We start from the raw sequence: 18,135 nt of genomic DNA, 5'->3' as shown, positions 1-18,135 counted from the left end.
ATCAGTGACCGGCCTCGCCTGGTGTAGGTTCGAACGGGACTCCATTGACTCAACCGGGATTTTTCAGCCCAGGAAAGATGCTTAGCAGAATCTGATGAAAACGCCGATCAAAGATTACTTGTCCGAAATCGTCGAATCCGTCCGCCCCGATGAGTCTGGCGAGGTAGCGGACTATATTCCCACCCTTGCCCAAGCTAATCCCGACCGCCTGGCACTTGCTATGACCACCGTGTCAGGTCGCACCTACGCCACGGGCGACACCGATACTGAATTCACCATTCAGTCGATGTCCAAGCCCTTCGCTTATGCCGCAGCCATCACCGAGCACGGCACAGACAAAATCGACAGCATTGTGGGCACCGAACCTTCCGGTGAGGCCTTCAACGAGCTGTCGCTGGAGCAGGGCACGCACCGACCAAAGAATCCGATGATTAATGTCGGTGCACTGACCATCAACCAGTTCGTATGCCAGCCAGGTGCCAACTGGAAGACTCGCACGAAGCACATGGTGGAGCTTCTCTCAACTTTGGCTGGCCGTAAGCTCCGCGTTGACTACGATGCCTATGAATGCGAAATGGACACTGCCCATCGAAACATGTCCATCGCACATATGCTGGCAGCTTACGGTTTCATCGAAACCACGCCCCACGATGCTGTCCGCGGCTACACCGCACAGTGCTCCGTGCTGGTCAACACTCGCGATGTCGCCATGATGACCGCAGTGTTGGCCAACGGTGGCGTTAACCCGGTCACCAATCAGACTGTGCTCGGCCGCTCGGTTGTTCGCAGAGTCTTGTCCGTGATGGCTATTGCCGGCATGTATGACGAGGCCGGTGAATGGTTTACCGAGGTCGGGATTCCCGCCAAGAGCGGTGTCGCCGGCGGCTTGCTGGGAGCGCTGCCTGGACAGGCGGGTCTCGCAGCCTTTTCGCCGCGATTGAACGACCACGGCAACAGCGTCCGCAGCATTGCCATCTTCCGGAAGCTCTCCGAAGATTTGGGTCTTCATCTCATGGATGCCGATGCGATTGGTTCGCGTGCGCTGCGCGGTACACGCGTCAGCAATGGCCGCTCGATCATCGAGATTCAGGGCCCAGTCAACTTCACTGCGGCCGAGATCATTCTCAACAGGTTGGCGACTTCCACACCGTCGGAAAGCGAAGTTGTCTTCGACGTCAGCCGCGTTGGCGTTGTCAACCCGGTGGGACGCACGTTGATTCTGGAAGCGATGCGACGTCTGAGCCACGAGGGCAAGGAGATCTTGTTCTACGACCCGGAGGGCGTACTGCCTAACCCAGATATGGGCGAGGGGCTGCTGCCGGTCATCCTCCAGGATGCGCCGTAAACTACGCTAACCGAAATCCAATATGGTGACGTTCGGGTAGTCTTGAACGATCGTAACGCCCGAAAAGCAGCAGCGCGAGAACAACCGGAGGGATGTAAATGCAGGTCAGCGATGTAGCATTAGTCTTCGAGGGTGGAGGGACTCGCAATAGTTACACGGCACCTTTCGTCGAACGGTTACTTCGCGAGGGCATCGATGTCGGCTGGGTCGGTGGCGTAAGCGCCGGCGCCTCTCACGTGGTCAATTACCTTTCCCGGGATATCCAGCGCTCTATAAATAGCTTCACTGACTTCATCGCGCAGCCGGACAGCAGTGGCTGGCGCCCAATGTTGCGCGGACGCGGCTACTTCGATGCCGAGTACATCTACGAAGACGCGGGACTTCCCGACGGCGCCATGCCCCTGGATTACGAGACTTTTAAGAACAATCCAACTCCCTACCGGATTTCTGCTGTCCGAGCGGATACGGGCGAGACCATCAACTGGGGGCCAGACGATATCCCAGATCTACCTACGCTGATGAAGTACACTCGCGCCAGTTCGACGATTCCGGGTGTCATGCGTATGCCCTATATTGATGGCGTTCCGTTCGTCGACGGTGCACTGGGATCATCAGGTGGCATTCCCATTAATGCCGCCGAAGCAGATGGTTTCAAGAAGTTCCTCATCGTTCTGACTCGCCCGAAGGGATTCCGCCGCACCGCCCCTAAGCGCCCACAGCTACTGCGCCAGATTTTCCGCAGTAACCCGGTGGTGGCTGAGCTGCTTATCACTAGACACGAGCGCTACAACGCTTCTCTCGATTGGGCTGCTGAGCTTGAACGAAAAGGCCAAGCATATGTTTTCTACGCCAATAACATGAGCATCACAAAGGCGGAGCGGAGGCGGTCGAAGCTGCTGCACAACTACGAGCTCGGCCGGGCGCAAGCCGATGCCGAGTGGCCAGCAATTCGAGAGTTCATGGGCTTATAACTTCCGCCACCTTTAGGAAGCTTTTCGTTCATTCCTCTTTACTGTGTACGTAACCTTGTGTTAACCTTTGCGTAGCGAACAACCTCGTTAGGTAAGGCTCCTATATCCACATAGGCCGCTACCCTGCACTTCATCGAGAGTTTCGAAAGCCTCTCGAAGCAAGGTTCCATCTCAAGTGGCCACCTTTAGTTACGGCATTACATTGCCAACACTCTTAGGCGGGGAGCCATAATTTTTCAATCAACAGAAATTCCCTCCTAGCAAAGGAGCTGGGATACCTGGAAAAGGATCCACAATGACACAGACACAGAACACCATCGCCAACTTCTTCAAGCCGAAATCTTCAATCAGCCCGTACAGCCTCCTGCCTGACACCGTAAGCATGCACATGACGGATTCTTACATTGCGCTGCCGGAGGACATCACTGTCGGTGAGGCACTGAGCACCTACGCAGCCGAATTTGCTGGTCTCGATGACGATACCTGTGTCTTCCTCGTCGACGATGAAGGCTACCTGACCAGCGATATTACGCTGAAGGAACTCCGTGAGTACGCCGACCGCGATGCCTACATGAACACCGTCGGCGCCCCGGTGAAGGTCTTTGTCAAGCCCGAGGATCCAGCTGCAATCAGGGCTCGCCAGCTTATTGACGGGCCCCTCAGCGAGCTGCCCGTCGTCCGCAGCGGCAAGCTGGTAGGTGTCCTCACCGACCGCATCTCTGAGCGCATTCTTGGCAGGACAAAGGCAGCTAAGAAGTCAAAGAAGTCCAAGGGATTCTTCTCGCCGATTACCGCGTTTTTCGGCGCCGCCAATAACTAGGGCGACTAACTTGGGTAGACGACCCGAGTAACTCAATAGGCCAGCTAGCGTTTGTTAGCTGGCCTATTGTTGTTACCACACTGTTCTATCCCCACAGATGAGAGCCCTCAGGAGGCAACCGTGATACGAGACTGGATTCGGGTAGCCCTGGGCATGTTCGCGGTTGCGTTTGGAGCCAACCTCTTCGCACCACTCCTGCCCGCGTATCGAATAACCGATGCTCTCAACCAGTCCCAGGTCACCTTTCTCTTCGCCATCTACGTCGCAGGACTCATCCCCGCGCTACTCATCTGCGGCCCACTTTCCGACCGGCTCGGCCGTCGCGCCATCATCCGGCCTGCACTCATAACCTCTGCCGTTGGCTCAGCCGTCCTACTCACCGGCATCTGGTTCCACTTCCCATCACTTCTGGTAGGACGTCTTATCATCGGCATTTCGATGGGCATGGTAATGGCCGCCGGTGCCTCGTGGATCAAAGAAATTGCGCCCGTCGCACCTCAAATTTCTGCCCGGCGCGCAACCGTTGCACTCTCCGCCGGATTCTCCCTCGGCCCCCTGGCTTCCGGGTTGGTCGCAGAATTCACCCCGCGCCCTGATGTCATCCCCTATCTTGTTCATCTCGCACTGCTGCTTTTTATCGCACCACTAACATGGAACGCTTCCGGAGGACTTCCAAACGCAGCGCACAGCGACTCTCCGCAACGGTTCTTCTCCTCCGCCACGCTTAGCCCGAGGTTCCTGTGGGCAGTCGCCGCTTGGGCACCGTGGGTCTTCGGCGCTGCGTGCACATCCTTCGTCGTCCTGCCAACAATCGCCGAATCCCGCTACCCCATCGCCTTCGCAGGACTCATCGCCTGCCTTACGATGGGCACCGGTGTTCTGGTGCAACCACTGGTCACTCGCATCAGTTCCAGCAGCTTTATCCCGCCAGCTATTTTCGGTCTTGGCTTAACGACGGTCGGAATGCTGCTCAGCCTCATCGTCGCACTCACCCAGAATGTGTGGAGCGTTTTCCCCGCTGCCCTGGCTCTCGGTGCCGCGTACGGCGTGATGATGGTCTCCGGCCTCCGCGAAGTGCAAATTATCGCACCGCCAGCCGAGTTGGGTGCTGCCACCGCTATTTACTATTCGCTGACCTATGTTGGTTTCTTCGCCCCTTTTGTTATTTCTTTCGCAGCACCGAAATTCGGATTCGTGCCCGTTTTCATCTTCGGTGCGATTGTTGCGTTGGTATCCACGTATCCCGTGGCAAAGGTTGCACAGTCTGCGGTGAGGTCCGACGGAGCGTCGTAAAGCAGACGCGACTGAAATTCTTGTTTTTGGGAAGCGTGCCGAGGCGAGCTCTTGTATTCTTTCTTTCACAAAATATTGGCTCCGGCTCAGGACATCTGAGCAGGTTGCATAGGTTGTTGAAATTCAGCTCGATGGAATGAGGAATCATGAAGCAGCGCAGCTCTGGAATGTGGAAGAAAATTGCGACAACCGTCGTCGCAGGTTGTACAAGCGCCGCCCTGCTCACCGCATGCGGCTCGGGGGAAGAAAGCAACAATGCCGGTGGCGAGGCAGGCAAAGAGTCGACCAGCAAGATGACAAAGGCAGACGGGTCAGCTCCAGCTGCAGCCGAAGATCAGCTCCTGCTCACTAATGAAGTTCAAGGTGTGGACTTCTCCAACAACAGGATTAATGGGTACAAGGACGCAATGGAGATGTTTTCGGAGGATTCTTTAGATATAGAGCCGGCCGAATGTGCCACTTTCACCAACTCAACTGAGGAATTGGAGAATGCTGCCGGTGCTTACACGGACATTAAGGAAGAGAACGTCGCTGTCAGCGTCTCAGTATTGAAGAACACTGATGCGTACCAGAAGTACGAAGACAGCCTCGAAAAGTGCTCCGACGTGACAGCTACGATGGATGCTTCCGACATTCTGAAAGACTCCATGGAAGGTCAGGAGATTTCTCCTGAGATGCAGGACATGTTTAATGACATGGACATGACGACCACAATGAAACTGCACCGAGAAAAGTGGGAGCCAAATCTTTCCGTCAAGCCAGCTGAATTCACTGCACACGAGACCAGTGCGAACATCAACGCCGGTGGCACGGATACTACGGCCACCAGCTACGACATTGTCGGCATCGTCAACGGCGTAATGGTAATGGTGTCCGCCGCCCCGACTCCGGATGCATCAGCTGGCAACATGGAAAACACGACGGATCCCATGCAGATTCCAGAGGCGACCCCAGAGTCCAAGGAAGCGGCAAAGAAGCGCGCCTTGGAGGTCTTCGATGCCCAGGCAAAGAAGATTATGGATGCCGCTTAGTTTTTCTTCTTAGGCTACTGTTTTCTGAAACCACAGTTTTTGTGAAGTAGCGGGGACGTAATCGCTGAGGCACAGCAGCACACAAGTACTGGAGTCTCCCTAGAACTCCGTTAATTCCTGCACTTTGGGACTCCAGAACGCAGCGCGTGGTGCACTAAGAGTTTTGAAGTGCGGGCTTGTTAGTTCATCAAGAGCCCGGACGTAACCGGGAACCATATCCCGCGGGATTCGCAGCCCCATAGTCAGGTGCGGAATCCAGCGGGAGCCGCGACCTTCAGGGTTAAGACGACTGATCTCGCGAGCAGCTTCTTCCAGCTCATCGCTTGTTTCTAATAACCATGCGACAGTCTGTTTACTCTTTGTCCCGAACACCACCGTTCCTACCCTGCGAAATTCCGCAGGCATCAGCGGTGGGAGAATTTCGGCTGCTCGTTGGATTACCTCCGGGCTCATGGTCGGTGCGAAAGTAACGGTGATGTGGGGCTTTTGATTCTGCTGCGGGAATCCACGCTCTGCCAGTTGCACAAAGATCTCTTTAATCTGCGCCTCTTGCTCAGGCAGAAGGTACATCAGGATGTTGTCGGGTGACACCATGTGACGTTTACTCCTCCCCTATTGCTGTCGGTCGACACGTTTGAAGCACTTTCCAAGGGCGCCGTTACTAAAGCTCCTCACCTAAGGCACTTAGGACCTTGCACCCCAGAGCATAGCGTAGGGATTTTCCACAATTTATAACCTACCTATAGACATTTCTAGCCTCTTATTATTTCTCCTGGTAATAACTACTTTTATTGGGATAATGGAGATGGATAAGCTTCCTGAAAGCTTTCTAGACCATCTTCAAAGACAGTGTGGAGTGACGGCCAATTCTCCGCACTGCACAAATACCGACACGGCTGGAAAGGTAAGTAAAGACATGGCACCGAAACCTAAAAAGATTACGCCCCCGAAGAATCAAAAGCTGGTGAAGAGCAAGGCAAGCTTCAACCGCGATGAGCTCGCGGATCTACTGGAGACGCTGGCAGCTCGCATCCGCGCCGGGGAAATGACTCTCGGCACTGGCGAGTCCGCGGTGACGATGACCATGCCGACATCGTTTAATACCACGATGGAAGTCGTCGATTCTCGAAAGCGTGCTGGCATCGAGCGCGAGCTGGAGCTGGAAATTGACTGGATGGTCGACGAGGCTGGCGAGCCCGTTGAAAAACCTGGACCAGCATCTGGCTTCGCAATCTCCTAGCGGGCTTGTTGCTGTCCGGTTTGTTCCGCGCAGCACAGTAACCTGCATCGAAGGCGGCGTTCCACTGTTTGTACTGGTCGCCGAAACAACTCACTACCGCTCGCCATTTCCGCAGGTCACAGTAAACAGACCTGAGTCGTTTTGGTCGGTTTTGCGTCCTTTGGCTGTCATTTACCGCTGCGGCACTGGCCGACAAGCAAGCCGTCGTCAAGCAACACCCAATTACACCCGTCAGGCACCCACGCCTCCCCACATCGCATGAGGTGACGCTAACCTAATTCAGGAAAATTCGCGACGAAGGGAACGCGCATGGCCAAGGGCAAGAAAGGCGACAAGGGCAAGAAGAAGGACGCCGCCAAAGCCAAGAAGAAGGCTGCGGCAACGACCTCGCTACGCCTGCCCGAATACTCGAAGGCCGAGGCCAAAGCCGCGAAAAAGCTCGCCGGCAAGGACCCCTTTAAACTGGCTGCGATGACGCCGAAGAAGAAGTGCTGCAAATCCGGCATCCGCTGCCTGCGCTGCCCCGTGGTGCTACACAAGCTCAATCGCGAGATCAAAAACGGCGAAGTCGACCATGCCGCCCTGCTGCTCGTCGCCGCGAAAGCCCGAATCCGGTAGCCGGTCCTCGCCCCCCCCCAGCCCGCCGTCGGGCCCGTCCTATGAGCAGTGGTGTCGCGCACTGTATGGCACTGGTACCGATTCTCCCGGGCTGTCTGCTCTTCGGACACCGGCTCACACGCGTCACTCCAAGCACCGCGACAACGCTCCAGCGAACTCCCGCCAGGTCAGGAAGTTTTATTCCGTCGACATGAGGCCTCGGCCAGAACCGGGAATGCGGCCGTCGGAGGATGATACCTTGTGTATCCTTTGAGTGTCATTGAGCCCTGAAGGAGCAAGAAAGTAGCATGACCCGCCCCTCCTCCGCCGCCTCTACGGTGGGCTTCCAATCTCGTGCCCTGCGTTTCGCACCGCGCCGCTCGGACTGGTCCCGCGCGACGATTGGGCGCGACCTCTCGGCAGGCCTCATGGTGGCCCTCGTCGCACTCCCTCTCGCGCTCGGCTTCGGCGTTGCGTCCGGTGTCGGCGCGGCGGCCGGAATTACGACGGCCATCGTTGCGGGTATCCTGGCCGCGATCTTCGGCGGTAGTAACGTCCAAGTAAGCGGCCCGACCGGCGCAATGACCGTCGTGTTAATCCCCATCGTGGCCAACCATGGTGCCGATGGGGTTCTCGTCGTCGGCGTGCTGGCAGGGCTCATGCTGCTCGTACTGGCGTTCACCGGCGCTGGCCGCGCGATGAAGTACATGCCACTACCTGTCGTCGAAGGTTTCACCGCCGGTATTGCGTTAATCATCGGCTTACAACAGCTGCCTGCAGCACTTGGTGTTGACGTGGAGGGCGAGAAAGTCCTCGGGTTGGCGTGGGGCTCAATCAATGCTTGGTTAGATGCTCCGGCATGGCAGGCGCCCGTGATGACCCTTGCAGTAGCGGCTGGAATCGTGCTTGCTGCGCGCGTCCGTAGTGGCTTCCCCGCGGCGCTAGTGTTGGTAGCTGCAGCGACAGCCATCAACATGCTGGCAGACAGCGGCCTGAAGACAATCGGCTACATCCCGTCGACATTGCCTGCTCCGCGCTGGCCAGAGATTCCGTGGGAGCACCTGGATTCATTGCTGTTTGCAGCGGTCGCCGTCGCAGCTCTCGGTGCGCTGGAATCGTTGCTGTCTGCGACGGTTGCCGACGCAATGACTGTCGGCGACCGGCACGATCCCGACCGCGAACTCTTCGGGCAGGGCGTGGCCAACGTCGTCGCGCCCCTGTTCGGCGGGATTCCCGCAACCGCCGCGATTGCCCGAACTGCCGTCAACGTGCGTGCAGGCGCAGGCACACGCCTGGCAGCGGTGTTCCATTCGCTGCTCCTGCTCGTGGCCGTGCTCGTCGCGGCCCGGTGGGTGGGCGAGATTCCTCTCGCCGCGCTCGCCGGCGTGCTCATCGCCACTGCGATTCAGATGATCCACCCGCGGAACCTCCGCTCGGTGATACGCGCCACCAAGGGCGACGGGGCGACCCTGCTCATCACAGCTGCCGCCACCGTCGTGTTCGACCTTGTCGTCGCCGTACTCATCGGCCTTGTAATGGCGGGCTTCTTCGCACTGCGCGAGACCGCCCGCACTGCGGTGTTGGAAGCCGCCCCACTAGACGAGAGGGACCACCGCGACAAGGAACGCGAGCTCCTCGACGAGCACATCGCCGCCTTCCGTATGGAAGGCCCTCTCTTCTTTGGCGCAGCGCACGATTTCCTCCTCGAGCTCGCTGATGTCTCGTCGGTCAAGGTTGTCGTGCTCCGCATGCGCTACGTTACGACGATCGACGCCACCGGCGCCCAGATGCTCGCCGACACGATTGGGCGCCTCGAACGCCGCGGTACCAGGGTCCTGCTCGCAGCCACGAAGCCCGAACATATTCCGGTGTTGCGCGAACTCGGCGTATTCGACCAACTTGCGCACGAGAATCACGTCTTCGACAACACTCTCGACGCCATCGCCCACGCCCGACTGCATGCCGCACGCATTCAGCATGAAGAGTCTGATGGCGCACCCGGGACGCCGCAGAGTCAATAGCTTGGCTGAGCCAGACAATGGTCACTCCGTCGCAGTCGCCCCTGCGATCGTGGGTCCACATCCCCATCGCGCGATGCTTGAAAAACCTTTACACGTTGCACTTAAACTCCTCGACGTGTCGTTGCAAAGTCACCTTCTCATTCGTGAAGCCGATGTGGGTGTAACCGCTTGGCGCGTAGCATTGGCGACATGCGCATTTTCACCGTGGGCCACTCCAACCTCGAGTTCGAGGACTTCGCTGAAATGATCGAGGCTGCCGGTGTGGCATCCATCGTGGATGTGCGCAAGCTTCCCGGGTCCAGGAAGTACCCGTGGTTCAACGGCGACCACCTTGCCGAACACCTTCCTACATGTGGCATCACTTACAGCAGAAGCGAGGGCCTCACCGGGATGGGCGTGGACGTCAACGTGAAGATCTTGGACAACTTCGCCACGCATGTCGCCCCCGCGTTGGGTTGGCAGCCGAATCACGAAGGCCCAGTTACCGGCTATCCCATCGACTAATTCCTGCAGGTCGCCAGCTCTTCGCTTCAATGTCAGTTCAGCGCGCGTTGAATAGTTCAGCAATTGCTGTATAGTTCAGTACATGCTGACTATTGCTTCACGCCTCGACGTCATGAACCGGCTCGGCCGGGCCATGGCGGATCCGACGCGCTCCAGAATCCTGCTGACCCTACTCGACGGCCCGAGCTACCCAGCCGTGCTTTCGCGCGACCTGGACCTGACCCGCTCGAACGTCTCGAACCACCTGACCTGCTTGCGTGACTGCGGCATCGTCGTCGCCGAGCCGGAGGGCCGCAAGACACGCTACGAAATCGCCGATCCGCACCTCGCGGCAGCGCTCAACGCGTTAGTGAACGCGACGTTGGCTGTCGACGAAAACGCCCCGTGCATCGACCCTGAGTGCTCGGTGCCCGGCTGCGACGGAAAAGGAGCGGACGCATGAGCTCGGCATGTGGATGCGCACACGAACCCGCCAAAGAGATCGAAGAACTCGATCGGCCATGGTGGAAGGACCCCGAGTTGCTACTGCCGATCTTCTCCGGCGTAGCCCTCTGCGTAGGCCTGGCGCTGGGCTGGTCCGGGCTAGCGACACCCGCGACAGTACTGTTCTGGGTCGGCCTGCTGCTAGGGGCATATACGTTCGCGCCCGGCGCGATCCGAAACCTTGTCACGAAGCGCAAGCTCGGCATTGGTTTGCTGATGACGATCAGCGCGGTCGGCGCGGTGATCCTCGGTTACGTCGGGGAGGCCGCGGCGCTAGCATTCCTGTACTCGATCGCCGAGGCGCTGGAAGACAAGGCGATGGATCGGGCACAGGGCGGACTGCGGGCGCTGTTGAAGTTGGTACCGCAGACCGCGACGGTGCTGCGCGACGGCACGTCGGTTGAGGTCGCAGCGAAGGACCTCGTGGCTGGCGAGCTGATGCTCGTGCGCCCCGGAGAGCGGATTGCCACGGATGGCATCATTCGGTCTGGGCGCTCCAGCCTTGACACCTCAGCGATCACCGGAGAATCCATTCCGGAGGAGGTTGCGCCCGGCGACGAGGTGCCCGCGGGAGCGATCAACTCCGCCGGCGTGCTGGAGGTCGAGACGACCGCAGCTGGAACGGACAACTCGCTGACCACACTCGTGGACCTGGTCGAGCAGGCGCAGGCGGAAAAGGGCGACCGCGCCCGGATCGCCGACCGGATTGCCCAACCCCTAGTGCCCGGGGTGATGATCCTGGCGGTGCTGGTCGGCATGATTGGCTCGCTGCTGGGCGACCCCGAGACGTGGATCACCCGTGCGTTGGTGGTTCTGGTCGCAGCATCGCCGTGCGCGCTGGCAATCTCCGTGCCGCTGACGGTCGTGGCCGCGATCGGCGCGGCCAGCCAGTTCGGCGTGGTCATCAAGTCCGGCGCGGCGTTCGAGCGGCTCGGCGGCATCCGTCACCTGGCGGTGGACAAGACCGGAACCCTTACCCGCAACCAGCCCGAGGTTACCGGCGTGGTCCCGGCAGACGGATTCGATCGGGCTCAGGTGCTTGCTTTCGCGGCGGCAGTTGAGCAGCAATCGACGCACCCCCTCGCCGCGGCGATCGCGGCAGCGGGGCCCGAAGCGCCCGCTGCCCTGGACATCAGCGAGGAAGCCGGACATGGCATCGGCGGCACCGTCGAAGGTCGACGGGTACTTGTGGGCAGTCCCCGGTGGATCGACGCCGGGCCACTGAAGGCAGACGTTGAGCGCATGGAGTCCGAGGGCCAAACCTGCGTCCTAGTCACCGTCGATGACGCCCTCTCCGGGGCGATCGGGGTCCGCGACGAACTGCGGCCCGAGGTGCCCGAAGCTGTGCAGACCCTGCGCGCCAACGGCGTGGAAGTGAGCATGCTCACCGGCGACAACACTCGCACCGCCCGGGCGCTGGCTGAAATCGCCGGAATCGACGACGTGCGCGCCGAGCTGCGTCCAGAGGACAAGGCAAGCATCGTCGCCGAGCTCTCCTCCAAGACGCCGACGGCGATGATCGGCGACGGCATCAACGACGCGCCGGCATTGGCGGGCGCGACGGTGGGCATCGCGATGGGAGCAACCGGCTCTGACGCCGCAATCGAGTCCGCTGACGTCGCCTTCACCGGCCACGACCTCCGGCTGATCCCGCAGGCGCTGCAGCACGCCCGCCGAGGCAGCAGGATCATCAACCAAAACATCGTGCTGTCCCTGGCCATCATCATCGTGTTGATGCCACTGGCGATCAGCGGTGTGCTGGGCCTGGCCGCCGTCGTGTTGGTTCACGAAGTCGCCGAAGTCATCGTGATCTTGAACGGCCTGCGGGCTGCACGAGCGAAACGCTGAGGCTGTGACCGGCAAGTCTTATAAGAGTTAAACCACGCGCCGAGCGCACACACGTTGGACCAGGCGAGTCATTCGAGTTCACCACCTGGTCCTTCTCGATGCGTGCAGGCACGGGAACTGTGGGTGAACCTAATAGTTCAACGGCCCGATACCGCTTGCAGATTCTACACACGAGGTAGCGGAATGGACCGAGGCCGAACGAAAACCGGAGTTAGAGACAGCGCTCTTCAACCTCCCCCCCCAATAACGCGAAACGTCATTAACGCTCCGCGTTACACATTAAATTTGAATTCAACCACGTCACCGTCGTGCATGATGTAGTCCTTGCCCTCCTGGCGGACCTTGCCCTTGGCCTTCGCTTCAGCGATTGAGCCGGCCTCAACCAAGTCATTGAAGGACACAATTTCAGCCTTAATGAAGCCACGCTCGAAATCAGTGTGAATCACGCCGGCAGCCTGCGGGGCCGTAGCACCCTTCGGAATGGTCCAGGCGCGAGACTCCTTCGGGCCAGCGGTCAGGTAAGTCTGCAGACCAAGAGTGCGGAAACCAGCGCGAGCAAGCGAATGCAGACCCGGCTCGGTCTGGCCAATTTCAGCCAGGAGCTCATTGCGGGATTCCTCATCCAGCTCCAGAAGGTCCGACTCAGCCTTGGCGTCGAGGAACACACAGTCCGCCGGTTCCACAGCAGCGGCCAGATCCGCGCGGCGGTTCTCGTCGGCAAGCACTTCCTCATCAGCGTTGAAGACGTAGAGGAACGGCTTTGCGGTGAGCAAGTGCAGCTCGCGCAGAGCGGAGAGCTTCACGTCATCGGAAGCTGCGAAGAGAGTGCGTCCCTCTTCCAGCACAGCGAGAGCCTGCTTGACGGCTTCAACCTCACCGACCTTTTCCTTATCCTTCTTGGCTTCCTTTTCCAGACGCGGCAGCGCCTTCTCAATAGTCTGGATATCAGCCAGGATAAGCTCGGTTTCAATCACACCGATGTCAGAGGCCGGGTCAACCTTGCCGTCGACATGCACAACGTCATCATCATTGAAGACACGGACGACCTGACAGATAGCGTCAGCCTCGCGGATGTTGGCGAGGAACTTGTTACCAAGACCTTCGCCCTCCGATGCACCCTTGACGATGCCGGCGATGTCCACAAACGACACCGTAGCCGGAAGAATACGCTCGGAGCCGTAAATTTCGGCGAGCTTATTCAAACGGGGATCGGGAAGCTCCACAACGCCGACGTTCGGCTCGATGGTGGCGAACGGATAATTCGCAGCCAGCACATCGTTGCGTGTCAAGGCGTTAAACAGGGTTGACTTTCCGACATTGGGCAGACCGACGATTCCAAGTGTAAGACTCACATTGCTCATCTTACGGGCTCGGGGAGAAAGATTTGAACTCGCCCTAACTTCGTGAAGTTGCCCCCTATCCCCTCCGAACCCCCATAATGAATACGTGAGCAATAAACCCAATGAAGGCGAAGAGTGGACTGCGCAGTCCGAAAAAGACGCTATCGATCACGTAATGGGATCGGAGCCTCTGCGGATAGAACAGTCTCTGTCTATCCCCTCCGACGCCCATAAGTCAGCGGCAACGCAACCGGATCTGCCGGAAGATGCTGAAAACCTCGATGAGCTTATGAGCGAAAATGACTCCGAGTCCATCGACCGCGCCGACGTCATTGGCGAGGGCGCCCGATGGTTCGCAGGTTGGTGCCTGCGTTTCCTCATCACCGCAGCGGCGCTGTACGTCAGCGCTATGATTCTGGGAAAGATTTGGGCTGGCGTTCTGCCGATTCTGTTGGCTTTGATTGTCTCCACGGTGCTGGCCCCGCCCGCCGTGTTCCTGATGAAGCACCGCTGGCCCCGCGCACTCTCCGCACTGACGGTCATCCTAGGCGCGCTGGCGCTGCTTGGCGGCGTTGTCGCGTTCCTCGCACCGACTGTGCAGTCGCAATTCCCAGAATTGCGTCGCCAGTTCACCGACGGCATTCAGGAAGTCCAGAACATCATTCAGGCTCCACCATTTAACGTCAAGGATGAGCAGATTCTCGACGCACTGGACCAGGGGTCCACATGGCTTCAGGAGCGCTCCGGCGATATCGCCAACACAGTCTTCCAGGGCATCTCGGTGGTCTCCTCGGCCGCCGTAACCTTGATGGCAATGCTGGTTCTGACGTTCTTCTTCATCAAGGACGGCCAAGACTTCCTGCCGTGGCTCCGCCGCCTGACTGGACGTCGCCTCGGCTGGCATCTCACGGAGGTGCTCACCCGCTCCTGGAACACGCTGTCGGGTTACATCCGCACGCAGGCTATCGTTTCGCTTATCGACGCGGTCTTCATCGGTGCCGGTCTTGCGATTTTGAATGTGCCGCTGGCAATGGTCCTGGCCGTGGTGACTTTCTTCGCTGGCTTCATTCCTATTGTCGGTGCGTTCACCGCCGGCTTCATTGCGGTGGTTGTCGCACTTGTTGCCAACGGCCTGACCACAGCAATCTTTGTCTTGCTCATCATCATTGCCGTCCAGCAGATTGAGGGCAATATTCTCTCCCCGATTCTGCAGTCCAAGGCTATGGACCTGCACGCCGCAATCGTCCTGCTGGTTGTCCTACTCGGTGGCGGTATCTTCGGCATCATCGGCGCCTTCCTGGCGGTGCCGGTCACTGCAGTCGTCGCGGTCTGGTTCCGCTACCTCGGCGACCTCACTGATTTGCGTACGGGCGACAAGACTGCAAAGGATATCGAGTTCGCCACGGACGCCGGATCAATCTCCGGCATTCAGATTGAAGCTGCCGGCCGTGCGATGCGCGACCGACTGGCTTCGTTCCGTCTGGGCAGTGATGACTCCGACAGCTCCGCGGAGAGCGCTGTGAAGGCAGATGCTCGCACCGCCGGTAAGGTTTCCCCCGATGCTGGTCCGACCAAGCAGGAAGAGGGAACGATGACCAAGGCCTTCCACAAGGTCACTGAAGTCGTCTCCGGGCCTTTCTCTAAGAAAAACAAGTAGGGCGAGATTCCAAGACACGGGCAGGCTCTTATACCGGGCTTGCCCGTTTTTATCACTAATAACCGGTAGGATACGCATTCGTGTCGAACAGATCAGCAATAACCCGTAAAGGCAGTGGGAACAAACCCCTGCTTCCACGCGTGCCAATGTTTGTGCCGCCGTTGCTGATGCTTCTGGCCGGAGTTTTTGGTTTGCTCTTTTCTGTTCCCAACGGTTCGCTTGGCAAGCCCTACTTCATTGCTTTTGCCGTGGCTGCTGTCGCCGGAACACTGTTGGTGGTTCCTCGCGGCCTGGTAGTTACCGTCGCTCAAATCCCCATTTTGTTCGCGCTTGTCACGTTTTTCACAGCGTGGTTTACCGGTTCTCTCGCCGATCCCGAAAATGGTGGCGCGACCGCGACGACCTCTAAACGCGCTCGCCTGGTGACCTCGGCATATCCCATCATCCAGCAGTTCCCGTGGCTGCTGATCTTGATGATCATCTGTGTCATCATCGCAGTATGGCGTTACCTCGAAATCACCCGCACCCAGGAGAAATCCCTCAACACCCAGCGCAAGGCCGCTAAACAGCGCCAGCATCGTGACGAAGCCGCTGTCGAATCCAGCTCTCAGGTGCGCCGTCGTCTCGCCGAATCTGATCGCCGCGTAGCTTCTCGCTCTCAGGAACGCCCTGCTTCACGACGTCCCGCTGCGGACATTATCCGAGATGCCGAAGCTCGCCGCCAGGCGCGCCAGCAGGCTGCACGCTCTCGGCAGGAGACTTCTCGTTCTGGTGCCCGACCGGCAGCGAGCGCCAGCTCGGCATCGCGCAACGCCGAGCAACTGCGTGAGCGACCAGTTGACCGCTCTGGGGAGCGCGCCCAGCAGCGCTCGAATTTCGCACAGCGGGCCCAGCAGCCAACATCCCGTTGGCAGTCTCGCCCGCATCCGGGACAGGCGCAGTTCACTCAGGATTCCACTTCGCCGAACTCGACTAGACAGCAGCCTCGTCGTCCGATTGAACGGCCAAACGCACCGCAGCGGCCAACGCAGGAGTTTCCCCGTCGTCAAGCGGCAGGAACGGCACGGATGTGGGGAGAACAGTCTTCGCCGGAGTCTCGGTCCGAAAAGCCTCAACAGAGTCCCGCACGCCCGGGGAGCAACCACCGTCGCACCGAGGAGTGGCCACCGCGACAGCAGCGCCCTCGCCAGGAACGCATAACCGGGCGCGATAGCAGGTCTCGTTACCGCAAGTAGCTCGGGCTTGCACTTTTACCGTCACAGTTGCCCACAGGCAGATTTAGCCTGTGGGCAACGTGCGTTTATTAGCAGGGCGATCCGCACCATCGTGTAAGTGTTGATGTATGTCGAAATTGGAAACGTCGGCCGAGAAACCGGTTCAGGTTCGACGCCTGAACCAGTTAGTCAAGGACTACATTGAGCGCCTTGGACAGATTTGGGTAGAGGGGGAAATCGCCCAGGTCAACTCCAAGCCGAGCTGGAAGCTCTCTTACATCACTCTGCGTGACACCTCCGCGGAGTTTTCGGTGTCGGTGACTTGTTCTACGGCGGCTCTGCGCAATAATCCGTTGCGCAACGGCGACCGCGTAGTGGTTTTGGGCAAGCCTGCGTTTTATGCCGGGCGGGGGCAGTTTTCCCTGTGGGCTACGGAGTGGAGGCCCGTGGGGTTGGGGCAACTATTGGCGCGGCTGGAACAGCTGCGCCAGGCGCTAGCGGCGGAAGGACTTTTTGATCCACGGCTGAAACGCCCTCTGCCCTACCTCCCCAACAAGATCGGGTTGATTACTGGTCGCGGTTCGGCGGCTGAACGCGATGTGCTTTCGGTCGCGGGTGCCCGCTGGCCCGAAGTGGATTTCCGGGTAATCAACACAATTGTGCAGGGCGCCAAGGCTGTTCCGGAGATTATTGAGGCGCTTGCACAGCTCGACGCCGATCCGGAGGTTGATGTCATCATCGTCGCCCGTGGCGGTGGCAGTGTCGAAGATTTGCTGCCTTTTTCAGATGAGGCTCTGATTCGTGCGGTGAGTAAGGCGACAACACCGATGGTTTCTGCAATCGGGCACGAGCCGGATACTCCGCTGTTGGATTACGTCGCTGATTTACGTGCTGCCACACCGACGGATGCAGCAAAGAAAACAGTGCCCGATGCTGCTGAGGAACGACGCCTCATTGCACAGCTGCGTGAGCGCTCCTCGGCATCCCTGCGGCGATGGGTTGACCGTGAAGTAGCTACTCTGAGGGATTTAACGTCGCGGCCGGTACTGCGCGATCCGCTCACTCCCATCCGCGTGCGTGAAGAGTTTGTCACGGCGCAAGTGGATCGGCTGCGTTTTCTCATCCACCGCAGTCTGGAACGCGAGGAGGCAGTGGTATCGGGATTGCGCGGCAAGGTTTCAGCACTTGGCCCCTCTGCCACACTCGCTCGCGGCTATGCCATCGTGCAGGCACAATCGGCTACTCAGCCGGAACCACAGATTGTGACCTCTATTGCAGATGCTCCGATGGGTTCCCAACTGCGAATTCGCGTCAGTGACGGCTCCATCTCTGCAGCGACGCTAGCTACGAAGCCGGCGAATTAGTAAGCAATGACTTTTCCAACCTTGAAGCTTTAACTACTAAATGTGAAGGACGTATTCGCTAATGAATGACAATGTTTTCGGCGCGGGTCAGGCTCCCTCTTCGGAGGAACAGGTACCGGTGGAGAACCTGAGCTACGAGCAGGCTCGAGATGCGCTGGTCGAGACCGTCAAGCTCCTAGAACTCGGACAGATGAGCCTGGATGAATCCCTGGCGCTGTGGGAGCGAGGCGAGGCGCTGGCCCGCCGCTGCGAGGAGCATTTGGCTGGCGCCCGGGCAAAGGTTGAAGCCGCCTTGGCCAGCAAGAATCAGGATGTCTCGGCTTCTGCCGAGAATGTGGGCGATGAGGACTAAAAAGAGACGAGAAACGATCGTCGGTTCATATCGTTTCTCGTCTCTTCGCTGATAG

At 58.9% G+C, this 18,135-nt stretch carries 17 protein-coding genes and 1 pseudogene; 15 read left to right on the top strand and 3 right to left on the bottom strand.

The annotated features are described in order from the left end of the window. Positions 1-94: 94 nt before the first annotated feature. The 5 genes from ADM64_RS00475 to ADM64_RS00455 all read left to right on the top strand — a co-directional run bounded on the left by ADM64_RS00475 (position 95) and on the right by ADM64_RS00455 (position 5,460). Entirely contained in the window at positions 95-1,345 is a 1,251-nt protein-coding gene (locus ADM64_RS00475; RefSeq protein WP_005510684.1) for a glutaminase, read from the top strand. 98 nt (positions 1,346-1,443) lie between these two features. After that, positions 1,444-2,316, top strand: a complete 873-nt coding sequence (locus ADM64_RS00470; protein ID WP_049192857.1) for a patatin-like phospholipase family protein — start codon at positions 1,444-1,446, stop codon at positions 2,314-2,316. Between the two features lie 295 nt (positions 2,317-2,611). After that, positions 2,612-3,136, top strand: a complete 525-nt coding sequence (locus tag ADM64_RS00465) for a CBS domain-containing protein (protein WP_049189374.1) — start codon at positions 2,612-2,614, stop codon at positions 3,134-3,136. 51 nt (positions 3,137-3,187) lie between these two features. Continuing rightward, positions 3,188-4,429: an MFS transporter gene (locus ADM64_RS00460; RefSeq protein WP_053092996.1), complete on the top strand. Its 1,242-nt coding sequence runs from the start codon at positions 3,188-3,190 to the stop codon at positions 4,427-4,429. Positions 4,430-4,575: 146 nt separating this feature from the next. After that, positions 4,576-5,460, top strand: coding sequence for a hypothetical protein (locus ADM64_RS00455; protein ID WP_049192855.1), 885 nt, complete (start codon positions 4,576-4,578; stop codon positions 5,458-5,460). A gap of 99 nt (positions 5,461-5,559) precedes the next feature. Here ADM64_RS00455 and ADM64_RS00450 read toward each other — a convergent pair whose 3' ends face one another. After that, a complete protein-coding gene (locus ADM64_RS00450; RefSeq protein WP_049189371.1) occupies positions 5,560-6,054 on the bottom strand; it encodes a 2'-5' RNA ligase family protein in 495 nt (164 codons plus the stop codon). A 322-nt stretch (positions 6,055-6,376) separates the two neighbouring features. On the opposite strand from ADM64_RS00450, the gene ADM64_RS11075 reads away from it, so the two are divergent. Further along, complete coding sequence (locus ADM64_RS11075; RefSeq protein ID WP_049189370.1) at positions 6,377-6,700, top strand: amphi-Trp domain-containing protein; 324 nt, start codon at positions 6,377-6,379, stop codon at positions 6,698-6,700. Positions 6,701-6,716: 16 nt separating this feature from the next. Here ADM64_RS11075 and ADM64_RS11070 read toward each other — a convergent pair. After that, positions 6,717-6,815, bottom strand: a pseudogene (locus ADM64_RS11070) (YtoQ family protein); the annotation flags it as partial. 194 nt (positions 6,816-7,009) lie between these two features. Between ADM64_RS11070 and ADM64_RS00440 the strand changes: the two are divergent. The 5 genes from ADM64_RS00440 to ADM64_RS00415 all read left to right on the top strand — a co-directional run bounded on the left by ADM64_RS00440 (position 7,010) and on the right by ADM64_RS00415 (position 12,153). Then, the gene (locus tag ADM64_RS00440) at positions 7,010-7,318 is read left to right on the top strand and encodes a hypothetical protein (RefSeq protein ID WP_005510705.1); all 309 of its coding nucleotides are present in this window, start codon (positions 7,010-7,012) and stop codon (positions 7,316-7,318) included. Between the two features lie 287 nt (positions 7,319-7,605). Next, complete coding sequence (locus ADM64_RS00435) at positions 7,606-9,318, top strand: SulP family inorganic anion transporter (protein WP_049192854.1); 1,713 nt, start codon at positions 7,606-7,608, stop codon at positions 9,316-9,318. A gap of 189 nt (positions 9,319-9,507) precedes the next feature. Then, the gene (locus tag ADM64_RS11205; protein WP_005510592.1) at positions 9,508-9,822 is read left to right on the top strand and encodes a DUF488 family protein; all 315 of its coding nucleotides are present in this window, start codon (positions 9,508-9,510) and stop codon (positions 9,820-9,822) included. A gap of 82 nt (positions 9,823-9,904) precedes the next feature. After that, entirely contained in the window at positions 9,905-10,264 is a 360-nt protein-coding gene (gene cmtR, locus ADM64_RS00420) for a Cd(II)/Pb(II)-sensing metalloregulatory transcriptional regulator CmtR (RefSeq protein ID WP_049192853.1), read from the top strand. Then, positions 10,261-12,153, top strand: coding sequence for a heavy metal translocating P-type ATPase (locus ADM64_RS00415; RefSeq protein WP_049192852.1), 1,893 nt, complete (start codon positions 10,261-10,263; stop codon positions 12,151-12,153). Before cmtR ends, ADM64_RS00415 begins: the two co-directional genes overlap by 4 nt. Positions 12,154-12,425: 272 nt before the next feature. Here ADM64_RS00415 and ychF read toward each other — a convergent pair whose 3' ends face one another. Next, on the bottom strand, positions 12,426-13,505 hold the full coding sequence (ychF, locus tag ADM64_RS00410) for a redox-regulated ATPase YchF (RefSeq protein ID WP_042389448.1): 1,080 nt from the start codon (positions 13,503-13,505) through the stop codon (positions 12,426-12,428). Positions 13,506-13,599: 94 nt separating this feature from the next. On the opposite strand from ychF, the gene ADM64_RS00405 reads away from it, so the two are divergent. The 4 genes from ADM64_RS00405 to ADM64_RS00390 all read left to right on the top strand — a co-directional run bounded on the left by ADM64_RS00405 (position 13,600) and on the right by ADM64_RS00390 (position 18,080). Next, positions 13,600-15,150 carry an AI-2E family transporter gene (locus ADM64_RS00405; protein ID WP_049172279.1) on the top strand — a complete coding sequence of 517 codons (1,551 nt, stop codon included), beginning with the start codon at positions 13,600-13,602 and terminating at the stop codon, positions 15,148-15,150. A gap of 80 nt (positions 15,151-15,230) precedes the next feature. Beyond that, positions 15,231-16,385 carry a DUF6542 domain-containing protein gene (locus ADM64_RS00400; protein WP_016423169.1) on the top strand — a complete coding sequence of 385 codons (1,155 nt, stop codon included), beginning with the start codon at positions 15,231-15,233 and terminating at the stop codon, positions 16,383-16,385. A gap of 107 nt (positions 16,386-16,492) precedes the next feature. Next, entirely contained in the window at positions 16,493-17,728 is a 1,236-nt protein-coding gene (gene xseA / locus ADM64_RS00395; RefSeq protein WP_005510622.1) for an exodeoxyribonuclease VII large subunit, read from the top strand. 61 nt (positions 17,729-17,789) lie between these two features. Continuing rightward, entirely contained in the window at positions 17,790-18,080 is a 291-nt protein-coding gene (locus ADM64_RS00390; RefSeq protein ID WP_005510689.1) for an exodeoxyribonuclease VII small subunit, read from the top strand. Positions 18,081-18,135 lie beyond the last annotated feature (55 nt).

This window comes from Corynebacterium sp. 401_CJEI, from assembly GCF_001076435.1.
GTDB classification, from domain to species: Bacteria; Actinomycetota; Actinomycetes; order Mycobacteriales; family Mycobacteriaceae; genus Corynebacterium; species Corynebacterium jeikeium_D.
Note: the sequence above shows the minus strand (reverse complement) of the source record. Positions and strands in the feature narration are given on the sequence as shown.

What these genes read in the sequence shown, in the direction of transcription:
- ADM64_RS00475 (WP_005510684.1), top strand. Translation starts at nt 95, where the DNA reads ATGAAAACGCCGATCAAAGATTACTTGTCCGAAATCGTCGAATCCGTC.
- ADM64_RS00470 (WP_049192857.1), top strand. Translation starts at nt 1,444, where the DNA reads ATGCAGGTCAGCGATGTAGCATTAGTCTTCGAGGGTGGAGGGACTCGC.
- ADM64_RS00465 (WP_049189374.1), top strand. Translation starts at nt 2,612, where the DNA reads ATGACACAGACACAGAACACCATCGCCAACTTCTTCAAGCCGAAATCT.
- ADM64_RS00455 (WP_049192855.1), top strand. Translation starts at nt 4,576, where the DNA reads ATGAAGCAGCGCAGCTCTGGAATGTGGAAGAAAATTGCGACAACCGTC.
- ADM64_RS00450 (WP_049189371.1), bottom strand. Translation starts at nt 6,054, where the DNA reads ATGGTGTCACCCGACAACATCCTGATGTACCTTCTGCCTGAGCAAGAG.
- ADM64_RS11075 (WP_049189370.1), top strand. Translation starts at nt 6,377, where the DNA reads ATGGCACCGAAACCTAAAAAGATTACGCCCCCGAAGAATCAAAAGCTG.
- ADM64_RS00440 (WP_005510705.1), top strand. Translation starts at nt 7,010, where the DNA reads ATGGCCAAGGGCAAGAAAGGCGACAAGGGCAAGAAGAAGGACGCCGCC.
- ADM64_RS00435 (WP_049192854.1), top strand. Translation starts at nt 7,606, where the DNA reads ATGACCCGCCCCTCCTCCGCCGCCTCTACGGTGGGCTTCCAATCTCGT.
- ADM64_RS11205 (WP_005510592.1), top strand. Translation starts at nt 9,508, where the DNA reads ATGCGCATTTTCACCGTGGGCCACTCCAACCTCGAGTTCGAGGACTTC.
- cmtR (WP_049192853.1), top strand. Translation starts at nt 9,905, where the DNA reads ATGCTGACTATTGCTTCACGCCTCGACGTCATGAACCGGCTCGGCCGG.
- ADM64_RS00415 (WP_049192852.1), top strand. Translation starts at nt 10,261, where the DNA reads ATGAGCTCGGCATGTGGATGCGCACACGAACCCGCCAAAGAGATCGAA.
- xseA (WP_005510622.1), top strand. Translation starts at nt 16,493, where the DNA reads ATGTCGAAATTGGAAACGTCGGCCGAGAAACCGGTTCAGGTTCGACGC.
- ADM64_RS00390 (WP_005510689.1), top strand. Translation starts at nt 17,790, where the DNA reads ATGAATGACAATGTTTTCGGCGCGGGTCAGGCTCCCTCTTCGGAGGAA.